Source organism: Micromonospora chalcea (genome assembly GCF_028768405.1).
GTDB classification, from domain to species: Bacteria; Actinomycetota; Actinomycetes; order Mycobacteriales; family Micromonosporaceae; genus Micromonospora; species Micromonospora chalcea.
This window is the reverse complement of sequence record NZ_CP118233.1, coordinates 1,702,209-1,723,375: the sequence shown is the minus strand read 5'-3', so window position 1 is coordinate 1,723,375 and position 21,167 is coordinate 1,702,209. Positions and strand designations below refer to the sequence as shown.

The 21,167-nt window shown below is 73.3% G+C and carries 20 protein-coding genes; 9 read left to right on the top strand and 11 right to left on the bottom strand.

Going from position 1 to position 21,167, the window contains the following annotated elements; all coding sequences use genetic code 11:
- Window positions 1-67: 67 nt before the first annotated feature.
- Window positions 68-625, top strand: a complete 558-nt coding sequence (locus PVK74_RS08035) for a M23 family metallopeptidase (RefSeq protein WP_082930909.1) — start codon at window positions 68-70, stop codon at window positions 623-625.
- 91 nt (window positions 626-716) lie between these two features.
- Here the strand turns inward: PVK74_RS08035 and PVK74_RS08030 are convergent, their stop codons facing one another.
- A complete protein-coding gene (locus PVK74_RS08030; RefSeq protein ID WP_274478700.1) occupies window positions 717-1,502 on the bottom strand; it encodes a hypothetical protein in 786 nt (261 codons plus the stop codon).
- A gap of 330 nt (window positions 1,503-1,832) precedes the next feature.
- Between PVK74_RS08030 and PVK74_RS08025 the strand changes: the two genes are divergently transcribed.
- A complete protein-coding gene (locus PVK74_RS08025; protein ID WP_043323518.1) occupies window positions 1,833-2,378 on the top strand; it encodes a hypothetical protein in 546 nt (181 codons plus the stop codon).
- Here PVK74_RS08025 and PVK74_RS08020 read toward each other — a convergent pair.
- Entirely contained in the window at window positions 2,306-2,611 is a 306-nt protein-coding gene (locus PVK74_RS08020) for a hypothetical protein (protein ID WP_274478698.1), read from the bottom strand. The genes PVK74_RS08025 and PVK74_RS08020 overlap by 73 nt on opposite strands.
- A 2-nt stretch (window positions 2,612-2,613) precedes the next feature.
- Window positions 2,614-2,889, bottom strand: a complete 276-nt coding sequence (locus PVK74_RS08015; RefSeq protein ID WP_274478696.1) for a DivIVA domain-containing protein — start codon at window positions 2,887-2,889, stop codon at window positions 2,614-2,616.
- A gap of 299 nt (window positions 2,890-3,188) precedes the next feature.
- Here PVK74_RS08015 and PVK74_RS08010 point away from each other — a divergent pair, with 299 nt between their 5' ends.
- From PVK74_RS08010 to PVK74_RS07990, 5 genes are all read left to right on the top strand, one after another.
- Window positions 3,189-3,428: a winged helix-turn-helix domain-containing protein gene (locus tag PVK74_RS08010; RefSeq protein ID WP_064445718.1), complete on the top strand. Its 240-nt coding sequence runs from the start codon at window positions 3,189-3,191 to the stop codon at window positions 3,426-3,428.
- A gap of 58 nt (window positions 3,429-3,486) precedes the next feature.
- Window positions 3,487-4,332 (top strand): alpha/beta fold hydrolase, encoded by an 846-nt coding sequence (locus PVK74_RS08005; protein WP_274478695.1) that lies wholly within the window; start codon window positions 3,487-3,489, stop codon window positions 4,330-4,332.
- 286 nt (window positions 4,333-4,618) lie between these two features.
- Window positions 4,619-7,528, top strand: a complete 2,910-nt coding sequence (locus PVK74_RS08000; protein WP_274478693.1) for a M36 family metallopeptidase — start codon at window positions 4,619-4,621, stop codon at window positions 7,526-7,528.
- A 187-nt stretch (window positions 7,529-7,715) separates the two neighbouring features.
- Window positions 7,716-8,156: a ribonuclease domain-containing protein gene (locus tag PVK74_RS07995; protein ID WP_030499301.1), complete on the top strand. Its 441-nt coding sequence runs from the start codon at window positions 7,716-7,718 to the stop codon at window positions 8,154-8,156.
- 61 nt (window positions 8,157-8,217) lie between these two features.
- A complete protein-coding gene (locus tag PVK74_RS07990) occupies window positions 8,218-8,634 on the top strand; it encodes a barstar family protein (protein WP_274478692.1) in 417 nt (138 codons plus the stop codon).
- A 199-nt stretch (window positions 8,635-8,833) separates the two neighbouring features.
- On the opposite strand, the gene PVK74_RS07985 is transcribed toward PVK74_RS07990, so the two are convergent.
- The 8 genes from PVK74_RS07985 to PVK74_RS07950 all read right to left on the bottom strand — a co-directional run bounded on the left by PVK74_RS07985 (window position 8,834) and on the right by PVK74_RS07950 (window position 18,427).
- Window positions 8,834-9,562 (bottom strand): HD domain-containing protein, encoded by a 729-nt coding sequence (locus PVK74_RS07985; RefSeq protein ID WP_064445723.1) that lies wholly within the window; start codon window positions 9,560-9,562, stop codon window positions 8,834-8,836.
- A 7-nt stretch (window positions 9,563-9,569) separates the two neighbouring features.
- Window positions 9,570-10,028, bottom strand: coding sequence for an ATP-binding protein (locus PVK74_RS07980; protein WP_104114108.1), 459 nt, complete (start codon window positions 10,026-10,028; stop codon window positions 9,570-9,572).
- A gap of 282 nt (window positions 10,029-10,310) precedes the next feature.
- The gene (locus tag PVK74_RS07975) at window positions 10,311-11,654 is read right to left on the bottom strand and encodes a pectate lyase family protein (protein ID WP_274478690.1); all 1,344 of its coding nucleotides are present in this window, start codon (window positions 11,652-11,654) and stop codon (window positions 10,311-10,313) included.
- Between the two features lie 28 nt (window positions 11,655-11,682).
- Window positions 11,683-12,849, bottom strand: coding sequence for a Gfo/Idh/MocA family protein (locus PVK74_RS07970; protein ID WP_274478688.1), 1,167 nt, complete (start codon window positions 12,847-12,849; stop codon window positions 11,683-11,685).
- Between the two features lie 25 nt (window positions 12,850-12,874).
- Window positions 12,875-14,359 (bottom strand): mannitol dehydrogenase family protein, encoded by a 1,485-nt coding sequence (locus tag PVK74_RS07965; protein WP_210887701.1) that lies wholly within the window; start codon window positions 14,357-14,359, stop codon window positions 12,875-12,877.
- Entirely contained in the window at window positions 14,350-15,651 is a 1,302-nt protein-coding gene (locus PVK74_RS07960) for an enolase C-terminal domain-like protein (protein WP_274478687.1), read from the bottom strand. The genes PVK74_RS07965 and PVK74_RS07960 overlap by 10 nt, the downstream gene beginning before the upstream one ends.
- Window positions 15,648-17,081, bottom strand: coding sequence for a glucuronate isomerase (gene uxaC, locus PVK74_RS07955; protein ID WP_274478685.1), 1,434 nt, complete (start codon window positions 17,079-17,081; stop codon window positions 15,648-15,650). Before uxaC ends, PVK74_RS07960 begins: the two co-directional genes overlap by 4 nt.
- A gap of 17 nt (window positions 17,082-17,098) precedes the next feature.
- Complete coding sequence (locus tag PVK74_RS07950; RefSeq protein WP_274478684.1) at window positions 17,099-18,427, bottom strand: Gfo/Idh/MocA family protein; 1,329 nt, start codon at window positions 18,425-18,427, stop codon at window positions 17,099-17,101.
- Window positions 18,428-18,667: 240 nt separating this feature from the next.
- Between PVK74_RS07950 and PVK74_RS07945 the strand changes: the two genes are divergently transcribed.
- Both PVK74_RS07945 and PVK74_RS07940 read left to right on the top strand, forming a co-directional pair.
- Entirely contained in the window at window positions 18,668-19,714 is a 1,047-nt protein-coding gene (locus PVK74_RS07945; protein ID WP_043323558.1) for a LacI family DNA-binding transcriptional regulator, read from the top strand.
- Between the two features lie 97 nt (window positions 19,715-19,811).
- Complete coding sequence (locus tag PVK74_RS07940) at window positions 19,812-21,155, top strand: ABC transporter substrate-binding protein (RefSeq protein WP_274478683.1); 1,344 nt, start codon at window positions 19,812-19,814, stop codon at window positions 21,153-21,155.
- Window positions 21,156-21,167: the final 12 nt, after the last annotated feature.

Below are 21,167 nucleotides of genomic sequence, written 5' to 3'. Positions count from 1 at the left end.
GCTATTTACCCAACCTCCACGCGGCCCATAGCATCGACCTGGATCACTCGATGCGAGGAGGGGAACGATGTCGCTGACGACCACCGCCGCCCGGTGGCGCGTGCCGGCGCTGCTCACGACCGCCGTCGTCGCGGGCGCGATGCTCGGCGTGCAGCCCGCACAGGCCGCCCGGCCGGGCTTCCGGATGCCGTTCCTGTGCGGCCAGACCTGGCAGGGCAACAACTGGAACGGGCACAGCCCGGCTCACGCCATCGACTGGAACCACTACGACGCCAACGGCAGCCCGGACGACCTCAACCGCCGGACGGTGGCCAGCGCCGCCGGCACCGTGCTGGAGTCGTACTACTCCACCACCTCCGGCTACGGGAACACCATCGTCATCGGGCACGGCGACGGCTGGCGCACCCGGTACGCCCACCTCAACTCGCGCGCCGTGGCCACTGGCGACACCGTGAAGCGCGGCGACGTCATCGGCCGGGTCGGCGCGACCTCGGCGAAGTACGACCTCAGCCCGCACCTGCACTACGAGCAGATCCACAACGGCAGCGTCGTGGTGGCCGTCGTGCAGGGCGTGACCTGGTCAGACGGGCTGAAGCGCAACCAGAAGAGCACCAACGGCTGCTGATCGGCCTCGCCGCGTACCTGACCGCCCGCCGGACCCGGCCGGACGAGGCGGCCGTAGCGGGCTGACCGCCGCCGTCCGCCCGTGCGGCGCGTCAGACTGCCGGTGGCTGCGGCTCGCCGGGACGCGGTCGCTGCCCCGGAGCCGGGCGCGGCGCGGGCGGGGGGAGCAGCGGCTCCAACGGGAACAGGTCCGCCGGCCCCTCGGCGTCCGGCGCTCGCGGCGCGGGCCTCGCGCCCGCCGCCTCCGGCTGCCGGTCGCGCCGGTCCCGCTCGTCGGCGTACTCGGCGCGGCGGCGGGCCAGGTCGCGCTCGCACTCCAGCGCGATGCGCTGCTCCCAGTACGGCTGGAGCAGCCGGCGCACCCGCTCGTCCAGATGCACCGTGACGTCCGGCTCGCAGGCGAACGTCACCTCCCCGCGCGCGTACGTCCAGGGCGGTGGATCGTCCTCGGCCAGCGCCGCCGTCAGCGCGGCGTGCAGGTCACGCGGCCGGTGCGGCGGCACCTCCACCGCGTAGCGGACGGCCAGCCGGTGCAGCCGCTGCGTGGCCTGCGCCTGGAAGTAGTCGACGTACCAGCCGAACAGCTCCGGCCGGGCGGTCTCCGACGACCAGGTGTAGGTGGCCCGCACCAGGAACACGTACACCTGGCCCTGCGCCGGCACCACGAGCGGCTCCGGGGCGCGCCGGTCGACTGTGGTCACCGGCGTCTCCGGCTCCTCGGTCCACCAGAGCCGCCGCAGCGTGGGCTGCGCGCCGTCCCAGAAACGCCGGGTCCGCAGGCGCGCCGCGTCGCCGAGCGCCCGCGCCCGTACCCGCCAGCCGTTGCGCGGCGCGGGCCGCTGGTCGCCCGGCCCCGGATCCTCCGGCACCGCGGTCATCGCACCCCCTCCCTGCCGGATCGCGGCACCGCGTCCCGCGGCGTCGCCGGGGCGCGCGGGCCGTCGGGTGAGGGGTGGCCGGACCGCCGTGGCGGTCCGCGATCCACGCTAACAACAGCGACCGGTGTACGCGCGCAGCCGCGCGGACGGCTCCGCCCCGCCGGTTGACCGATCGGACGAGCCGTCCCGTAGTCCTATCCGTGGGACTCGGGGCGGGTTCGGTCCCGTTCACGAGACCGACCATCCAAACTCGATCGGCATGCCTTGATCTGTTATCGAAGCGCTTCGTAGCGTGAGGCTCCGCGATGCTTCGGGGGAGGACCAGAACGCATGGGCGTAGACGCTCGCCACGCCGCCGGCCAGACCGTGACGTACGTGCGGTCCCTGGCGGAGCGGCAGTACGACCGGGTCTGGACTCCGGACTTCCTGCACCTCACCCCCGACGTACAGGGCTTCGCCGTCTTCCACCGCGGTGGCCTGGTGCTGGTCTACGGCGCGGTGTCGCCGGAGGACCCGGCCCGCTGGGTCTTCCGGATGGCCTGCGCGGCCGGCGCCGACGTGCCGGACATCTCCGGGGCCATGGCCTGGGCGAACATCCGCAACCGGCTGGCCGAGGAGGGGCGTTACTACTGCGTCGTCAAGGCCGACCAGAGCGCCTGCCACGTGGTGTTCGCGCTGGACGTCCGCAGTCCGCTGCTCGACGACGCCACCGCGCCCGACGCGCAGGCGCTGCGCGAACTGCTGCACTTCTCGCTCGCGGTGTGCGTGCACAACGCCGTGGCGGACTTCCGCGATCTGGCGTCCTACCTGCCGGCGCGGCCCCTCGCGCCGACCGAGATCGACGCCTGGACGCTGTTCGCCGGCACCCAGGACTGATCGCGCGGCAACGGTTCGCGGGCCCGGCGCAGCCCGGCGAGCTGCACGAAGATCTCCCGCTTCGCGGTCGCGGTGCCTCGACGGTCGAGCACGTAGCCGGTCAACCAGATCCAGCCGGTGTGCGGCACCTCGGCGCCGACCGACACGACCCGGAACGTGAGCGCCCGGTCGCCGCCGAACTGCACGGACGCTCGGCCGTCGACGCGCAGCAGGTCACCGGGTTGCGGGCGCACCGCTACCAGTGGCCGTCGTTCGGCGGGCGGCACTCGCGGGCGTGCATGGTCTGCCAGTCCCGCAGGGCGCGCTTCAGCCTGTCGTTCTCCTGCGCGAGCAGGCGTACCTGTCGGTGCAGCTCGGTCAGCTCGTCGGCGACCCGGGCCTGGAACTCGCGTACCTGATCGGGGTCGACGCCGCGCCTGCGGGCGTCGAAGGCGCGGGTGCGCACCTCGTGCGAGGTCAGCCGGGCCGGTGGGGCGGTCAGGTAGAGCCGACCGGATCGATGCGGCGTCATATCGGTCCTTCCAGGAGCGGGGGACAGGTGCGGTGGGTCTGGAGGGGCGGGCCGTCCGCACGGCGGCCGCGGGCGGCCCGCCCGCTCCGCCCCCGCAGCCTGGATCGGCGGTACGGAGGCGGAGCAGTCCGGAGGGTCGGGACGGGTACGCGCACCCGCCCCGACCGGGGGATGAGCCGAACTCGTTGCCACGCGAGGAGCGGCCCGGAATCAACATATCTAGACATGTCAGATGAGTCAACGCTGCTTGTTAGGCGAGTCGCGGTGTGATCGAATCGGATCGCCACGCGAGGAGTGCCATGCGAGAAGTGCCGGATTACTGGCGCATCGCCGATGATGTGATCGCCGACGTCAGAGGAAAGAAGCTGAAGCCGGGGGACAAGCTGCCCTCAATCGCTGAGCTGCGCGATCGCTACGACGTCAGTCATGGGACCGTGCAGATGGCGTATGCGCGGCTGGAAGCGTTGCGGGTGATCCGACGACAGCAGGGCAAGGGCGTCTTCGTGACCGATCCGAAGACCTGGATGAGAGAGCCGTAACCGGCGTCAGCCCAGCAAGCCCTCATCGGCCGGCGCGCGACTCGCCATACTGTCGGCGATGACTGGGGATGTGCGTACCGAAGACGGCTGTCGCCTGTGGGCCGACCAGGGCGGCGCCGGAGCGGCGCTGGTGCTCTGTCACGGCGGTCCGGGCATGTGGGACTACCTCGGCCCGGTCGCCCGGCTGCTCGACCGGCACGCCCGCGTCATCCGGTGGGACCAGCGTGGTTGCGGGCGCTCCGAGCGGCGCGGTCCGTACTCGACCGGCCGCTTCGTCGCGGACCTCGATGCGGTACGCGAACGCCTGGCCGGGCCGCGAACGGCGGTGCTGGGCCACTCGTGGGGCGCGCACCTGGCGCTGCGGTACGCGATCGACCACCCGGAACGGGTCAGTCACCTGATCTACGTGTCCGGCACCGGCATCGACCCCGATCGCGGCTGGCACCCGCACTACGAACGGAATCTCCGGCGGCGGCTCGGGCCGCACCTGGATCGGTGGGAGGCGCTTGGCGCACGGGACCGCACCCCGGCCGAGGATCGGGAACGGGCGGTCCTGCAGTGGTCGGCCGACTTCGCCGACCCCGACGACGCCGTGCGGCACGCCGAGGACATGGCCACGCCGAGGCTAGGTGTCAACGGCGACTGCAACCGGGCGATCAACGCCGAGGTCAAGCAGGAACTCCGCATCTGCGACCTCGCGGCGCGGTGCCGGACGCTCGACCTGCCCGTGCTGATCATCGACGGACCCGAGGACATCCGTCCCCGCTGGGGCGTCGACTCGCTGGAGAAGGCGCTGCCGAACTGCGAGCGGGTCAGCCTCCCCAGATCCGGTCATCTGCCGTGGGTCGAGAATCCGCACGGCTTCCGCCGGGCGGTGACCACCTTCCTCGACGCGACGATGTAAGCCGGGGTGCCCCCGTCCGGCACGCTACCGACCTGTGGAGATCTTGGTACGAAAGGGCCCTCATAGGGGCCGTTTCGTACCAAGATCTATTCGCGTCTCGTCTGGTGAGAAGCGAGTCTCGAAACTGCTCGGCCAGGGGTGCCTGTGGGTGCCATCGAGAAATCGACGCAGCAACATTTATGGATGTTCGGATGGTGTCGGCGCGTCGATCGTCCTGGTCGGATGGCGGAACGGACATCGCCGTTCGACGATGACAGGAGGGACCGTGCGCACACCATCCCGTGCGTTGACGGGGACCACCGCGCTGCTGCTGGCAGCCGGTCTGGTCCTGACCGCCGCTGGCGGCGGCCAGGCGGCACCCCGGGAACAGACCCGTACCCAGGCGCCACCCGACCACCTGCCGGGCGACCGGCACGACACCAAGGCCACCGACAACCGCAAGGGCCGCGTCGCCGCCACCGAGCGGCAGCGGGACCGGGCCGCCGCGCTCGGCGCGCGCGTGCGCTGGACCGACTTCGGTACGCCCGCCACGCTCACCTCCACCGGCAAGCCCCTGGCCACCGGCCTGCCTGCCGACCCGGCCGCCGCCGCGCGCGCGTACGTGGCCGCCAACCGGGACGTGCTGGGCCTGACCGCCGAGGGCGCCGCCGCGCTGGAACTGCTGACCGTGGCGCCGATGGGGCAGGGCGCGACGGTGCTGTTCCGGCAGCGCTTCGGTGATCTGCCGGCCGCCGTCGACGGCATGCTGTCGGTCGGCGTACGCGACAAAGCGGTGTGGCACGTCAGCTCCTCGCTGGCCCGGGACGCCGGTACGCCGGCCCCGGCCACGATCAGCGCCGAGCAGGCCCGCAAGGCGGCGATCGCCGATGCCGGCCGCGGCGACGCGCAGGTCATACGTACCTCATTGGTCGCGGTGCCCACCGCGGACCGTGGGCCGCGCGCGGCGTGGGAGGTGGTCCTCGGCGCGGACACCACCGGCGCGGACCCGGCCGCCTACTCCACCTACGTGGACGCCCGCGACGGCGCCGTGCTGGTCCGCGAGGACCTGATCGACCACGCCTCGGATCACCCGTCCTGGGAGGTCTTCCCGAACTCGCCCCGGGTCGACAGGTCCTCCGTCGACACCCGTAAGCGGTGGTGCGCCGTCCCGGCGCGCGGTTGCGCCGAGGTCGTCGGCGTGCCCGGGCACCCGGCCTGGGACGTGGACCCGGCGACCGGCGAGTCCACCACCACGACCAAGGGCAACAACGCGATAGCCGTGCAGAACTGGTTCAGCAACGACGCGTTCAGCGTCGGCACGGAGACCGCCACGCCCCGGCCGGACCGCAAATACGCGTACCCGTGGACGAACCAGTGGCAGGAGCAGCGCTGCAACCCGGAGGTGTTCACCTCGCCGCGCGCCAACGACATCGACGCGGCCCGGGCCAACCTGTTCGCGATGCACAACCGGATGCACGACTGGACGTACCACCTCGGGTTCACCGAGGAGACCTGGAACATGCAGCAGGACAACCTCGGCCGCGGCGGTCTCGGTAACGACCCCGAGCAGGGCAACGCCCAGGCCGGTGGCGTCAGCGGCGGCCCGCCGACGTTCCCGGCCCGCAACAACGCCAACCAGATCACCCCGCCGGACGGCGTCGCGCCGACCACCAACATGTACCTGTGGCAGCCCACCGCCGGCTCGTTCTACGCGCCCTGCGTCGACGGCGACTTCGACATGTCGGTGATCGCCCACGAGTACGGTCACGCGGTCACCAACCGCATGATCGCCGGCCCGAGCGCCGGGGTCAGCACGCCGCAGGGCATGAGCGAGAGCTGGTCCGACCAGCTCGCGATGGAGTACCTCTTCGAGCACGGGTACGCCGCGCCCGGCCGGCGCGGTTTCACCATCGGCGAGTACACCACGCAGGACCCGAACGCGGGCATCCGCAACTACAACATGAGCGACAGCCCGCTGAACTACAGCTCGCTGGACTACGACTTCGTCGGCCTGCAGGTGCACGCCTCCGGCGAGGTGTGGAGCGCCACCAACACCGACATCCGCGCGGCCATGATGCGCCGCTGGGGCAGCGGCACCCCGGCGATCCAGAAGGCGTGCGCGACCGGCGCTCGCGACGTGACCGCCTGCCCCGGCAACCGGCGCTGGATCCAGCTGGTCTTCGACTCGTTCCTGCTGATGGCGGTCAGCCAGGTCAGCATGGTCGACGCCCGGGACGCGATGCTCGCCGCCGACCGGATCCGTTTCGGCGGGGCCAACCAGGACCTGCTCTGGAACGCGTTCGCCAAGCGCGGCCTGGGGGAGGGCGCGGCCAGCGTCGGCCACACCGACCCCGACCCCACGCCGGGCTTCACCTCCCCGTACGCCCGGGAGGGCTCGCTGCGGCTCCTGCCGGTGGGCGAGCGCGGGCCGGTGGCCGGTGCGCAGCTGTTCGTCGGGCGCTACCAGGCGCGGGCCGTGCCGGTCGCGGACACCGACGCGGCGACCCCGCTGACCGACCGGGTGGACCTGGTGCCCGGCACGTACGAGTTCGTGGTGCGGGCCCCCGGCTACGGGCACACCCGGATCGGCCCGGTGACGATCAAGGCGGGCCAGAACCGGACGCTGCCGGTGAAGCTGCGACCCAACCTGGCCTCGGCGACCACCGGCGCGACAGTGGCCGGTGACGGGATCAACCTGCCGCAGATCGTCGACGACGACGAGGCCACCAACTGGGCCTCGCTCGGCGCGCCGGTCGCCGGCCGGCAGGTCACCGTCGACCTGGCCGGCGGCGTCCAGCAGGTACGCCGGGTGCAGGTCAGCGCGATGCTGCGCCCGCCCGTCACCGGTGACGCGGACGCCGGCACCCAGAGCCGGTACTCCGCGCTGCGGCAGTTCCGGGTGCTGGCGTGCACCGCGCAGGGGCCGGTGACGTGCGCCGACGCGGCGGACTTCCGGCCGGTCTACACCAGCAAGCCGGACGCCTTCCCGTCGGTGGCGCCGCGTCCCCGGGCGCCGGAGCTGATCATGCGATCGTTCGACATCCCGCGCACCACTGCCACGCACCTGCGCGTCGAGGTGCTGACCAACCAGTGCACCGGCGCGCCGGACTACGCCGGTGAGCAGGACGACGACCCGCGGGCGGCGACCGACTGCGCCACCGCCAGCCCGCAGGCGCAGAACGTGCGGATCGCCGAGTTCCAGGCGTTCTCGCACTAGCTCCACTCGGCGGGTGTGGACGGGCGGCCCCTGTCGTCCGTCCGCACCCGCCGCCGTGTGTTCACGCGGGGTTCGGGGCCTCGTCGCCGGATCGGGGCTGTACCGGGGGCAGGATCCCGGACAGACTGAGCGTCGACCGGTCATCAACGCCGGTCGATGCGCTGTCGTCCCGTTCAAGGAGGATCCCTTGACCCCGTTCCGCGCCGCCGTCACCCGCGTACGCCGCGCCCTCGCCGCGTCCGCCCTGGTCGCCGCCGTGGCCGCCGCCGCGCTCGTCGCCCCCGCCACGGTCTCCACCCGGCTCGCCGAACCGGCCGCTGCCGCCGTCTACGGCTCCTGCACCCAGTCCCGCTGCGCCGACGCGCGCACCGCGCGGTCCGGCTGGTCCGCGAAGAGCTTCCCGACCAGCCGCGGCTGGTACTCGTGGAGCGGCGGCCAGTGCAACTTCGCCGGCGGCCGGTTCTACAACTACGAGGGACAGCTGCCCTCCGGCGCCACCTACTACGAGTACGACGTCTACCCGCGCGCCTGCAACGCCTCCCGGGACGCGTACCGGATCGTGGTCAACAAGAGCACCGGGGCGACCTGGTTCTCACCCGACCACTACGCCAACTTCTACCGGCTCTGAGCAGCCTCGACGCCGGCCGGGCTCCCGACGCCCGGCCGGCGCCGTCGGGAAAGGACGGATCATGGGTACGCGGTTGCCGGCCTGGCTCGGGTACGACTTTGCGCCGTCCGAGCCGGACGGTGTGCCGGTCTCCGGCGTGGCCGGCCGCACCCGGGCCGGGCTGCACGAGGCGCTGGCCGGTGCGTTGGACCTGCCCGACTGGTACGGCCGTAACTGGGACGCCCTGGCCGACGCGCTCGCCGACCGCCTCGACGCCGGTCCGCTGACAGTGGTCGTGACCGACGCGGCGTACCTGCTCGCCGACGAGCCGCCCGCGCAGCTCGGCACGCTGCTCGACGTGCTCGGCGCGGTCGCCGCCGGTGGCCACGAGACGCTGCGGGTGGTGCTGCACGACCACCCGGACCGGCTGCCCGCCCTGCGCGACCGCGTCGCCGCCGTGCTCGGCGGACGGCTCGCCGGCCCACCCGCCACCGGCTGATCCCACCACCCGCACCCGTCACCCTCACCCGGCCTGCCGACCGGGGCGGTGATCAAGGAGTTTGTGTCCGAATCAGGCCGCCGGGGCGACCCAAACTCCTTGACCAACGCCGCGAGGGCGGGTGGTGATCATGAAGTTGGCGGGGGCGGGGAGCGCTCTCCCGGCGGTCAACTTCATGATCGACGGGGCGGGGTGGGGGTCAGGTGGGGTGGTCGAGGATGGCGCTGAAGCGTTCCTCGGCCAGGTCGAGCTGGGCCAGGATGTGCTCCTTGACCGGTGGCGACAACGGTGTGTCCGGGCGGGCGACCAGGTCGCGGAAGACCGGCACCAGCGGGCGGTACTTCGCGGCGGCGCGGGCCACCTTCGGCCCGACCGTGTGGATCACACCCACACCGTTGTCGGTGAAGTCGGACACCTTGATCACCCGGGCCCAGGGCTCCCGTTCCAGGCTTGCCGCCACGTGCTCCCGGTACTGCTCGTCGCGGTCCCGCCCCGGGTCGTACTCGGGGTTGGTGACCGCCGCGACCAGCCGGGCGACCCGCGACCCGAACCGGCCGGACAGCGCGGCGAGCGCCGCCGAGGTCACGTCGGGCCCGGTGGCCGAAGGGTCGAGCCCGGCCAGCTCGGCGGGATGGTCCTCGACCGCGTCGTGCAGCAGCCCCGCGACGATCACGTCCACGTCCCGCACCTGGTAGTGGTGCATCAGCCGGATCGACACCCGCAGCAGGTGGTTGAGGTACGGCTCGCGTACCCGCCGGTCGTCGCGGTGCAGGTCGGCGGCCAGGTCGAGCGCCTCGGTCAGCCGGTCGCGGTCGGCCTCGTCGAACGCCTCGATCTCCAGCCGGAACCGGGCCAGCAGGCCGGGCTCACCGTGGATCTCGGTGATCGCGTGCATCGGCATGGTGGCGAGGTACGCGGGGAACTCCATGCGTCCCTTATAGCTGATCTTCGCTAGATCCGGTGCCCGCCGGGCCGCTCACGTCGTCGGTGAGGCGCTTGACCAGGCGTACGCAGGTGCCCTCGGGCGTGCCGACGATGGTGGCCTCGTCCATCACCCGCGCCATGATCAGCCGCCCGCGTCCCCGGTCGCCGCTCTCGTCGCCGTCGGCTGGCCGCCAGCCGCCCTGGTCGCGTACCTCGATCTCCAGCCGGTCGCCGCGCAGCTCGGCCCGCAGCGTGGTGATCCCCTCCGGTGCGAAGCGGTACCCGTGCTCGATGGCGTTTGCGCACGCCTCGCCGGTGGCGATGAGGACGGTTTCGACGTCCCACTCGCTGACGCCCCGGGCGTGTAGCCAGCCGCGTAGCCGCTCGCGGGTGGCGGCGAGCCGGCCCGGGTCGGCCGGCAGCTCGATGGTGAGGACCGGGCCGACGTCGCCGGATGTCCCACCCGTCACGTCCGGCCCTCCGTCCCGTGCCCGTCCCCGGACCTGGGCGCCCACTCGCGCTGTCACCGCCCGATTCTCACCCTGTTGTCCCCGGTGACCGCCGATTCATTCCCCCGGCGGCGCTGTCCGTCAAACGTGATCATTGCGCATCGGGGGCGGCGTGTCAGCCGGCGGCCCGGCAGGGCGGCAACGGCGGCGGGCCGGCGCCCCCCGGAGGGGACGCCGGCGCGGGATGAGCGGACGGTCACGCCGGCGGCGTCGAGGCGGTACGCGTGCGGGCTCAGGCGCAGGTCAGAGCGGCAGCCGCCCGGCGCCGGCGAAGGCGTCGACGACGAGCGGGACCAGCGGGGCGGGCATCGGCCGGGCGGCGCGCAGCGTCGGCGTCCATCCGGCGTCGCCGCCGAGGTCCGGGTCGTGGACGGCGTTGTACGCGGCGAGCAGGCTCACCGGCCGGGGCAGGCGGTCACCCTGGCGCACCCAGCTGCCGCGCTCGGTGAGCGCGGTGCCGCCCCAGTCGTACAGCAGGTCTGCGGGGCCGGCGTCGCCGGTGAGCGTGAAGAAGTTGTTCTCCGCGTACAGCGCGGACTGCACGCCGACGCCGAGGGCGTACTCGAAGCCGGGCCCGCCGAGCCGGTAGTGGTTCTCGTGCACGTCGACCTGGCCGAACCGCACCCGGGGCAGCCGTTGCAGCGTGCCGTCGAACAGGTTGTGCCGCACGGTGACGGCGAGCCGGCCCACGTCCGGCCCGACGGTGTTGGACGAGCCGATCAGCATCACCTTGTCCCGGCCGGTGAACCGGTTCCAGGAGACGGTGACCAGGCTGGCGGTGTGCGTGACGTCCAGCGAGCCGTCGTGCACCTGCCAGGGCCGGCCGAAGTAGACGGGCTGCGTGCTGTCCGGGTTGTCGCCGTCGGTGAACGTGTTGTGGTCGATCCAGACGTGTTCGCTGCGCCGTACGGAGATCTGGTCGTACTGGGAGTTCCAGTTGCCGGTGTCGCCGTCGGTGGGGGACCAGGCGGGGAAGCAGTCCCGGGCGTCGACGAACTCGATGTTGCGCACGATCACGTTGTCGACCCGGTCGATCATCAGCGTCAGGCCGGTGAGCCGGGCGCCGCGCAGCCCGATGATCGTGGTGTTGGAGCCGACGTTGATCTGGGTCTGCCGGGTCTGGTTGGCCACCGACCGCACCCGGGCGGCCTCCAGCGGCCCGCTCGGGTTCGTCCGCCCCCAGGTCGCCGGGTCGTACGCGGCCAGGTAGGCCTGCAGCGAGTACTCGGGGTCGGCCAGGTCGGCGCAGTCCAGCGGCGTGCCGTCCGGGCCTTCGAAACCGTCGACGGTTCCGGCCACGTACACAATCTTGGAGGTGGCGTCGGTGGCGTTCGTGGCGTTGTTGCCGCCGAGCGCGGCGACCAGTTCGGCCCGGGTACGCACGACGCGCACCCGCTCCGGCGTGGCGGCCGACCCGCCGGTGGTGCCGGTGCCGGCGGCGGCCCAGCCGTCGTTCGCGGCGAGGGCCTGGCGGCCGATCAGCTCGGCGGCCCGGGACGGCTCACCAGGTGCGGCCGGCGCGGGCGCGGCGGTGGTGAGGACGAGCGCGGCGGTCAGCGCCGCGACGACTGCGGTTCGGGTACGCATGACTCGTTCCGTTCTCCTGGAGGGACATTCACTGCGCGGGCAGGTCCACCACGTACGGCTCGACCGCCCACGGCACGCCCGCCTCGGACGGCAGCGCGCCGGTCTCGACGGCGGCCCGCAGCACCGCGCCGACGCCCCGCACCATCCGCACCCGCTGCGGGCCGTCGCCCGCCACGCGCACCAGGTCCCCGTCGAGCAGCGTCGGAACGGGCGCGTCCCGCAGCGCGTCCAGCACCGCGGTGAACGGTTCGGTACGCGCCAGCGGCGCGATCAGCGGCGTGCCGTCCGCGCGGTGGTCGAGCAGGTTCGCCAGCAGCCCCCGGCGGCCGGGCACCGGGCGTGGCGTGTCGTCGCCGGGTAGCCGCAGCCGGTCGGTGGGGTACTCCAGCACCGCCCGGCCCCGCTCGCCGGTGACCAGCACCTCCCCGGGTACGTGTTCCTCGGCGGCGAGGGTGAGCGCGGCCAGCACGGGCGGCCCGGCGTGCGGCGTCAGTCGCAGCACTGTGGTGTCGTCCACCTCGATCGGGCGCACCCGGTAGCGCTCGACGGCGATCCGGGCGGGGCGGACGGGTGCGCCGGTGACCGATTCGGCGACGGCGAGGCACTGCATGAGCGCGTGGGCGAGCGGGTTGGCGAGCGCTCCGTCCAGCGCCGGGCGGCCGTCGACGGTTCGTCGCCCGGCCCACGGGGAGCGGGCGTAGTAGGCGTCCGGGCGTTGCCAGGCGGCGAGTGTGGCGATGCCGGTGACCGGGCCGAGCCGCCCGAGCGCGCCGGTCAGTTCGGTCAGCGCGGCCGAGCCGAGCGCCTGAAAGTTGACCTGCACGGCCCGGCCGGCGGCGTCCGCGGCGGCGGTGAGCGTCAGGTGTTCGGCGAGGTCGAGCACCGGCGGCTTCTCCAGCAGCAGGTCCGCCCCGGCGGCGAGCGCGTCGAGCGCGATCGGCAGGTGGGTGTGCGGCGGCGTGCAGATCACCACCACGTCGGGCCGGGACTCGGCGAGCATGGCCCGGTGGTCGGTGAAAACGGCCGCCTCCGGCGGGACCGGCGCGTCCGGTTCGGCATCCAGCGGGCGTACGTCGACCAGCGCGACCAGGCGCGCCCGCCCGGCCGCGTGCAGTTCCGCGATGGTCCGGCGGTGCCAGCGGCCGTGCCCGTTCGCCCCGATCAACGCCACCCGTGGCGGCCCGCCGGCGCTCACCGGGCGCCGCCCGGCGTGCTCCCGGTCACCGGGCGTCCGCCAGCGTGGCCCGGACGCCGTGGCGTTCCAGCGCGGTGAGCCAGCCGGTCACGTCGGCGCGGAACTCGTCGTCGGCGGCCAGGTCGGGCGGGAACACCTCGCGCAGCGCGAAGACCGCGTCCACCACCCCGGCCGGGGTGTGCGCTCCGGCGGCGAGGGCGGCGCGCAGCCGGTCGGCGAGCGGGTCGTCCAGCGGCAGCGGCCGGCCGTCGTCGGCGTACCCGAGCAGGAACCGCAGCCAGGCGGCCACCACGAGCGCGCTCCACCGCGCCGACCGGCCGGCCGCCCGCAGGTCGGCGACGGTGTGCAGCACCCGCTGCGGCAGCTTCTGCGAGCCGTCCATGGCGACCTGCGTCGTCCGGTACCGGATCGCGGGGTTGGCGAAGCGAGCGAGCACCTGCTCGCCGTAGGCGCTCACGTCGACGCCGGCCGGCGGGGTGAAGCTCGGCGTGATGTCCTCGGCGACCAGCCGCCGCAGCACCGCCTCCAGGTGCGGCAGCGTCAGCGCCTCGGCCACCGTCTCCGCGCCGGCGAGCGCGCCCAGGTACGCGGTGGCCGAGTGCACGCCGTTGAGGGCCCGCAGTTTCAGCCGCTCCCACGGGCCGGCGTCGTCGGTGAGCACCGCGCCGGACCGCTCCCAGGCCGGTCGGCCGCCGGGGAAGTCGTCCTCGATCACCCACTGCGACCACGGTTCGGCGGCGATGGCCGCCAGGTCGGTCACGCCCAGCGCCCGGCGCGCGGTGTCCCGGGTCTCGTCGGTGGCGGCCGGCACGATCCGGTCGACCATGGTGCCGGGGCAGGTGACGGCGGTGAGCACCCGTTCGGCGCTCGCGTCCGGCACCCGGGCCAGCGCGAGGCACTGCTCCACCAGCCCGCGCAGACGGCGTCCGTTGGCGGGCAGGTTGTCGCAGCTCACCAGCGCGATCGGCCCGGCGTCGGCGGCGGCGCGGGCGAGCAGCCCGCGCACCAGCAGACCGGGCACGGTACGCGGGGGACGGCCGGTGGTGAGGTCGGCGGTCAGGTCCGCGTCCACCGTCAGCGCTGCGGTCACCGGGTCGAGCCGGTACGCCTTCTCGGTCACCGTCAGCGTGACCACCCGGATCGCCGGGTCGGCGAGCAGGCCGACCACCGCGTCCGGGTCACTCGCGGCGTGCCGTACCCCGGCGAGCGCGCCGACCACCCGGGTGGCCGCGGCGTCGGGGGCGAGCGTGGTGACGCTGAACAGGCAGTCCTGCGCGGCCAGGGCGTCGACCACGTCGGTGCTGCGCGGCGCGACGCCGATGATGCCCCAGTCGCCGCCGGCCGCGCCGACCGCCGCCTCGGTGTGCACCGCCTGGTGGGCGCGGTGGAACGCGCCGACGCCGAGGTGGACGATGCCGGCCGGCACGGTGCCGGGGCGCAGCAGCGGCCGGGACTCCGGCGGCAGGTGGCGTAGCGTGGCCAGGCCGAGCCGGTCGGGGGTCAGCGCCATGCCGGGCCGTCCGGGAAGCGGAACCGCGCGATCGACTCCGGGCGCATGGTGGCGCTGTAGCCGGGCACGGTGGGCAGCAGGTAGCGCCCGCCCCGGGTGCGGACCGGGTCGGTGAAGTGCTCGTGCAGGTGGTCGACGTACTCGACCATGCGGCCGTCCAGGCTCGTGCCGACCCGCAGGTGGTCGAAGATCGCGAGATGCTGCACGTACTCGCACAGGCCCACGCCGCCCGCGTGCGGGCAGACCGGCACGCCGAATTTCGCCGCCAGCAGCAGCTCGGCGAGCACCTCGTCCACGCCGCCGACTCGGCAGGCGTCGATCTGCATCACGCCGATCGCCTCGGCCTGGAGCAGCTGCTTGAAGATGACCTTGTTGGCGGCGACCTCGCCGGTGGCGACCCGGCAGCGTCCGCCGGTCAGCTCGGTGACCGCGCGGGCGATCCGGGCGTGGCCGAGCACGTCGTCGGCGTGCGTGGGCTCCTCGATCCAGTACGGGTCGACCTCGGCGAGCACGCCCATCGCGGCGATCGCCTCGTCCACGTCCCACACCTGGTTGGCGTCCATCATCAGCAGCGCGTCCGGGCCGATCTCGGCCCTGATGATCCGGGCCCGCCGCAGGTCGTCCTCGATCCGCCCGCCGACCTTCATCTTCATCGCGCGCCACCCGGCGGCGTACGCGTCGCGGGTCAGCGCGCGCACCTGCTCGTCCGGGTAGCCGAGCCAGCCCACCGACGTGGTGTACGAGGGGAATCCGTCGCGTTCCAGCCCGGCGAGCCGGTCGGCCAGGCCGTCGCGTCCCTTGTCGAGGATGGCCGCCGCCTCGTCCGGGGTGAGCGCGTCGGTGATGTGGTGGAAGTCGACAGTCGCGACCAGCTCGTCGGTGGGCATCTCGGCGAGGAGGCGCCACATCGGCTTGCCGGCGAGCTTGGCGCGCAGGTCCCAGACCGCGTTGACGAGCGCGCCGGTGGCCATGTGGATCACGCCCTTCTCCGGGCCCAGCCAGCGCAGTTGCACGTCGGCGGCCAGGGAGCGCCAGAACGCGACGGGTTCGGCGGCGATCTCGGCGACGGTGCGTCCGCGTACGTGGTGGGCGAGCGCGCGGACCGCCGCGCAGGTGATCTCGTTGCCCCGCCCGTTGGTGAACGTGAACCCGGTGCCGGTCGGCCCGCCGTCGGTGGTCAGCTCCACGTACGTGGCCGAGTAGTCGCCCCGGTTTATCGCGTCCGACCCGTCGCCGCTGGCGGCGGTGGGAAAGCGCACGTCGTGCACCTCGACGTCGACGATTGTGGTCATGAAGGCCCACCTCCGAACTTGAAGACCTGCTTCGGCAGCCGGTACGCCAGGTCGACGATCGTCTCGGCGGCCTCGTCCCCGGTCATCCGGTGCTCGGCGACGAGGCGGGCGAGGAATCCGGCGTCGACCCGGCGGGCCACGTCGTGGCGTACCGGGATGGAGCAGAACGCGCGGGTGTCGTCGACGAACCCGGCGGTGTTGTAGAAGCCGGCCGTCTCGGTGACCGCCTCGCGGAACCGGCGCAGCACCTCGGGGGAGTCCAGGAACCACCAGGGCGCGCCGAGGCGCAGCGCCGCGTAGCCGCCGGCCAGGGGGGCGAGTTCCCTGGTGAACGTGTCCTCGTCGAGCGTGTAGAGCACCACTGTGAGCCGCGGGTCGTTGCCGTGCGCGTCCAGCAGCGGCGCGAGAGCGTGCACGTACTCGGTGGCCTGCGGCACGTCCCCGCCGACGTCGCGGCCGTGCCGGGCGTGCAGCCACCGGTTGTGGTTGCGCACCGCACCGGGGTGCAGCTGCATGACCAGGCCGTCGTCGAGCGACATCCGGGCGAACTCCAGCAGCATGTGCGCCCGGAACGCCTCGGCGTCGCCCGTGTCGGCCAGGCCGCGCCGGCCCCTGTCGTAGAGCGCGGCGGCCTGCGCCGGACTGAGATCGAGGGTACGGGCGGTCGGGTGCCCGTGGTCGGTCGAGGTGGCCCCGGCGGCGGCGAACGCCTCCCGCCGGGCCCGCAGCGCGGCCAGGTATCCGGCGTACGTGCCGGTGTCCTCGCCGGAGACCTCGGCGAGCCGGTCCACGTTTGCCGCCCAGTTGCCGAACTCCATGTCCACCACGTCGTCAGGGCGGAACGTGGTGACCACCCGCCCGCCCGGCCCGCCCCAGCCGTCGGCGGCGAGCTTGGCGTGCCGGCCCAGGTCGTCCAGCGGCGACTCGGTGGTGGCGAGCACCTCGATGCCGAAGCGCTCGAACAGCGCCCGGGGCCGGAACCCCGGTTCGGCCAGGCGCGCCGCGAGCGCGTCGTAGACGGTGTCGGCGGTGGCCGGGCCCAGCGGCGTGTCGACGTCGAACACGTTGCGGAACGTCTGCTCCAGCCACAGCCGGGACGGGGTGCCGCGGAACAGGTGCCAGTGCGCGGCGAAGCGCCGCCAGATGGTCCGCCCGTCGGTCTCCACCGGGCTGCCGTCGACGCTGGGCACGCCCAGGTCGGCCGGGGGTACGCCCTGGCTGAGCAGCATCCGGGTCAGGTAGTGGTCGGGTACGACGAGCAGCCGGGCCGGGTCGGGGAACGGCTGGTCGTCGGCCAGCAGCCCGGGGTCGACGTGCCCGTGCGGGGAGATGATCGGCTGCTGCGCGGCGAGCGCGTACAGCTCGCGGGCCAGGGCACGCAGGCCGGGCTCGGCGGGCAGCAGCAGATCGCTGGGGGAGATGATCGGCACGGGGGCGGGCTCCTCGGTCAGTGCAGGGTGAGCAGGTCGGCGACGCGGGTGGGCGCGCCGGTCTCCAGCGAGCGGTTGGCGGCCAGGCCGGTGAGCAGCGCGAGCGCGCCGTCGCGGGCGGTGGCGGCCCGGCCGAGCGGGTCGGGTTCGCCGCCGAGCAGCACCCGGGTCATCCGGGTGTCCGCGCCGCCGTGCCCGCGCCGGGTCCAGCCCTCGACCGGGATCTGGACCGGCGGCGCCCAGAACGGGCGCAGCGTGAGCCGGGCCGCGCCCCGCTCGACGGCGGCCTCGTCGCCGTGCAGCGCCGCGCCCTTCAGTGCACCGGCGACGGACGGGCTGACGTGGTCGCTCTCGGTCACCTCCAGCTCCAGGCGGCCCCGGCTGCCGTTGACCATCACCCGGTAGCCCTCCCAGGGGGCGTACGCGGTCAGGTGGTAGGTCATGGTCGCGCCGGTGTCGTAGCGGGCGAGCACCGCGAGGTCGTCCTCGATGGTCACGCCGGGGGCGAAGACGTTGCGGTCGCGGTGGTAGCCGTCCTCGGCCTCGGCGTCGAGGTACAGCTCGCGCAGTCGCGGGTGGTCGGCCAGGCGCAGCGCGAACGGGTCGCCGTCGGCGGCGGGGGAGCCGTGCGCCCGGTCGTAGTCGCGGGCGTAGCCGTGCCGGCGGCCGTGGGCGCCGTAGAAGAACAACCTGCCGTACGCGTGCACCTCGACCGGGCGCGCGTCCAGCCACCAGTTGACCAGGTCGAAGTGGTGGCCGGACTTGTGCACCAGCAGCCCGCCGGAGACGGACTTGTCGCGGTGCCAGCGGCGGAAGTAGTCGGCACCGTGGCGCACGTCGAGCAGCCACTCGAAGTGCACCGACCCGATCTCGCCCACCGCGCCGTCGGCGAGCAGCCGCCGGACCTGCTCGTGCAGCGGGTTGTAGCGGTAGTTGAACGCGACTGTGACGCGGCGGCCGGTCTCGGCGACCGCGTCCAGGATGCGGCGGCACCGTTCCGCGTCGACCGTCATGGGCTTCTCGACGATCACGTCGCAGCCGGCGCGCAGCGCCGCCGTCACGTACTCGTCGTGGGTGGCGTCCACGCTGGTCACCAGCGCCACGTCGACGCGCTCCTTGACGAGCATGGTGGTGAAGTCGGCGGCGGCGTACGTGGGCACCGGCGACCGGCCCAGCTCGGCCAGCCAGCGGTTGTGCGCGTCCATCCTCGTCTGGTTGACGTCGGCGAACGCGACCAGCTCGGCGGTGTCGGCGTGGTCGAGCGCCAGGGCGCGGACGAACATCTCGGCGCGCGCCCCGGCGCCGACCAGGGCGTGGCGGACCCGTTCCCGGGCCGGTGGTGACATGACGTGGCCTCCCCGGCAGTCGGCTGCAAAGGTTTGCAGCCGAAGAAACCACGACGATGGATACGTCGTCAACGGATGGCGGTCAAGCCGCCCTATCCATCCGCATTGATGAGGTTTCGCGCGCCCACCGGGACCGTCGCCGCAATCGAGCCGCAACAATGGACCGTTGACACGGGCGCAACCGTTTGCATTAATGGGCGGCACCCGTGACCCCCACCACATCGGACGAGGGAGCCCGCCGTGCCAGCCACCATCCGGGACGTCGCCCGCGCCTCCGGTGTGCACATCTCCACCGTGTCCCGGACGTTCTCGGCCCCGCACCTGGTCAACCCGGAGACCCGGGTCCGGGTGCTGGCCTGCGCGGAGGACCTCGGCTACCGGCCCAACCGGGCCGCCCGGGCCCTCATCACCGGCCGTACGCACAACATCGGCCTGATCGTGGCCGACATCGCCAACCCGTTCTTCCCGCCGCTGATCAAGGCGGCGGAGGGGCAGGCCCGGCACCGCGACTACCACGTGTTCGTCGCCGACACCAACGAGGACCCGGTCGCCGAGGAGGACCTGGTCCACGCGCTGGCCAAGCAGGTCGACGGCGTGCTGCTGTGCAGCCCCCGGATGAGCAACAGCCTGATCGAGCAGGTCAGCCGCGAGGTCCCGGTGGTGGTGATAAACCGCCAGGTCGCCGGCCTGCCCTGCGTGATGATGGACGTCGGGCAGGGCGCCCGGGCCGCGATCGAGCACCTGCTCGGGCTCGGCCACCGCCGGATCGCGCTGCTCGGCGGCCCACGCGGCTCGTGGACCGCCCGGGAGATGCGCCGCGCCGCTACCGCCGCCGCCCGCAGCGGTTCAGCGGAGCTGACCGTCCTCGGACCCAACCAGCCCACCGAGACCGGCGGCGGCGCCCTGGCCGAACAGGTGCGCCGCAGCGGCGTCACCGCCGTGCTGGCCTACAACGACCTGATGGCGATCGGCCTGATCGAAGGGCTGGACGCGCTCGGGACGCGGGTGCCGCACGACGTGAGCGTCGTCGGCGTCGACGACATCGCGCTGAGCCGGCTCACCCGCCCCAAGTTGACGACGGTGGCCACGCCGACCGCGGCCGCCGGCCGGACGGCCGTCGACATGCTGCTGCAACTCGACTCCGACGCGCCACGCGGCGCCCGGGGCCGGGGCGCGGCGGCCGGCGACCGTCGCACCACCGCACAGGTAATGCTCCAGACCGAACTGGTCGTCCGCGACTCGACCGGGCCCGTCCCCGCGCCCGGCCGGGACGGCACCGGGGCCTGAGCAGGTGGCCCGGGCCCGCACAGCACTGCGGACCCGGGCGGCCCGTGGACGGCCGCCGGTGACGTCGTCGCCTCCCACAGCCGAGGAGTGAGCGCAGATGCACCCCGCAACGTCCCCCACCGCCGGCGCACCCGCCGGGCGGCATCACCGTACCCCTGTGACCCGACGCCGACTCGTGCGCGGCCTGGCCGCCGTCGCGCTCGCCGTGCCCCTCGCCCTGGGCGCGGCCGGCTGCGGCGACGACGACGCCGGCGGCGACGGCGGCCCGGTCAAACTCTCCGTCTTCTGGTGGGGCGGTGAGGCCCGGGCCAAGCTCACCGAGGACGCCCTGGCCCTCTACACCAAGAAGCACCCCGACGTGACGTTCGAGAAGACCTGGCAGGCCAACCAGGGCTACTTCGACAAGCTCGCCACGCTCACCGCCGGCGGCAACCCGCCGGACCTGTTCCAGATCGACGACAACTACCTGGCCGAGTACGCCGGCCGCAGCACCACGCTCGACCTGGGCAGCTACCAGGACTCCGGCAAGCTCGACGTGTCGAAGTTCCCCAAGAGCCTGCTGGAGTACGGCGTGGTCGACGGCAAGCTCGCCGGGGTGGCCGCCGGGGAGAACACCCAGGGCCTGGTCTACAACAAGACGCTGCTGCAAAAGAACGGGCTGCCTGAGCCGACCACCGGGATGAGCTGGGAGGAGCACATCGCCTGGGCCGAGCAGGTGGCGAAGAAGACGAAGGTGCCCGGCACCCAGGACCCGAGCGCCGACTACAAGGCGCTCTGGGTGTGGCTGCGCCAGCAGGGCAAGGACCTGTACAACGGCAAGGAGCTCGGCTTCACCGCCGAGGACGTGACGAAGTGGTTCGAGCTGTGGAAGGGCGCGCGGGACCGGGGCGCCACCCCGAAGCCTGACGTCATCCACGAGGGCAACTCCAGCGACATCACCAAGCAGCTGGTGGTCACCGGCAAGTCGGCCACCTCCTGGGTGTGGGTCAACCAGATGCCGGACCTGAAGAAGAACACCAAGGACGAGCTGGGCGTGGTCGCGTACCCGGGTGACCCGAGCGGGCAGTGGGCGCGCGCCTCGATGTACTGGTCGGTGTTCAAGGGCAGCAAGCACAAGGACGTCGCCGTCGACGTGATCAACTTCCTGAACAACGACCCGGAGGTGGTCGCGCTGCTCGGCACCGACCGTGGTCTGCCGTCGAACATGGATCTGCGCGCCAAGGTCAGCGAGACCGCCACCGACCCGGCCATGAAGCAGTCCATCCAGGTCGAGTCCGACCTGGCGCAGAAGTTCGGCGCCTCGCCCCAGGTGCCGATCAAGGGGCACAGCAAGGTCAAGTCCGAGCTGGTCAAGGCCGCCGAGAACGCCCAGTACGGCCGCGCCACCCCGGCTCAGGCGGCCGAGCAGTTCGTCACCGCCTGCAAGTCCGCGATCGCCTGACCCCACGAAAGG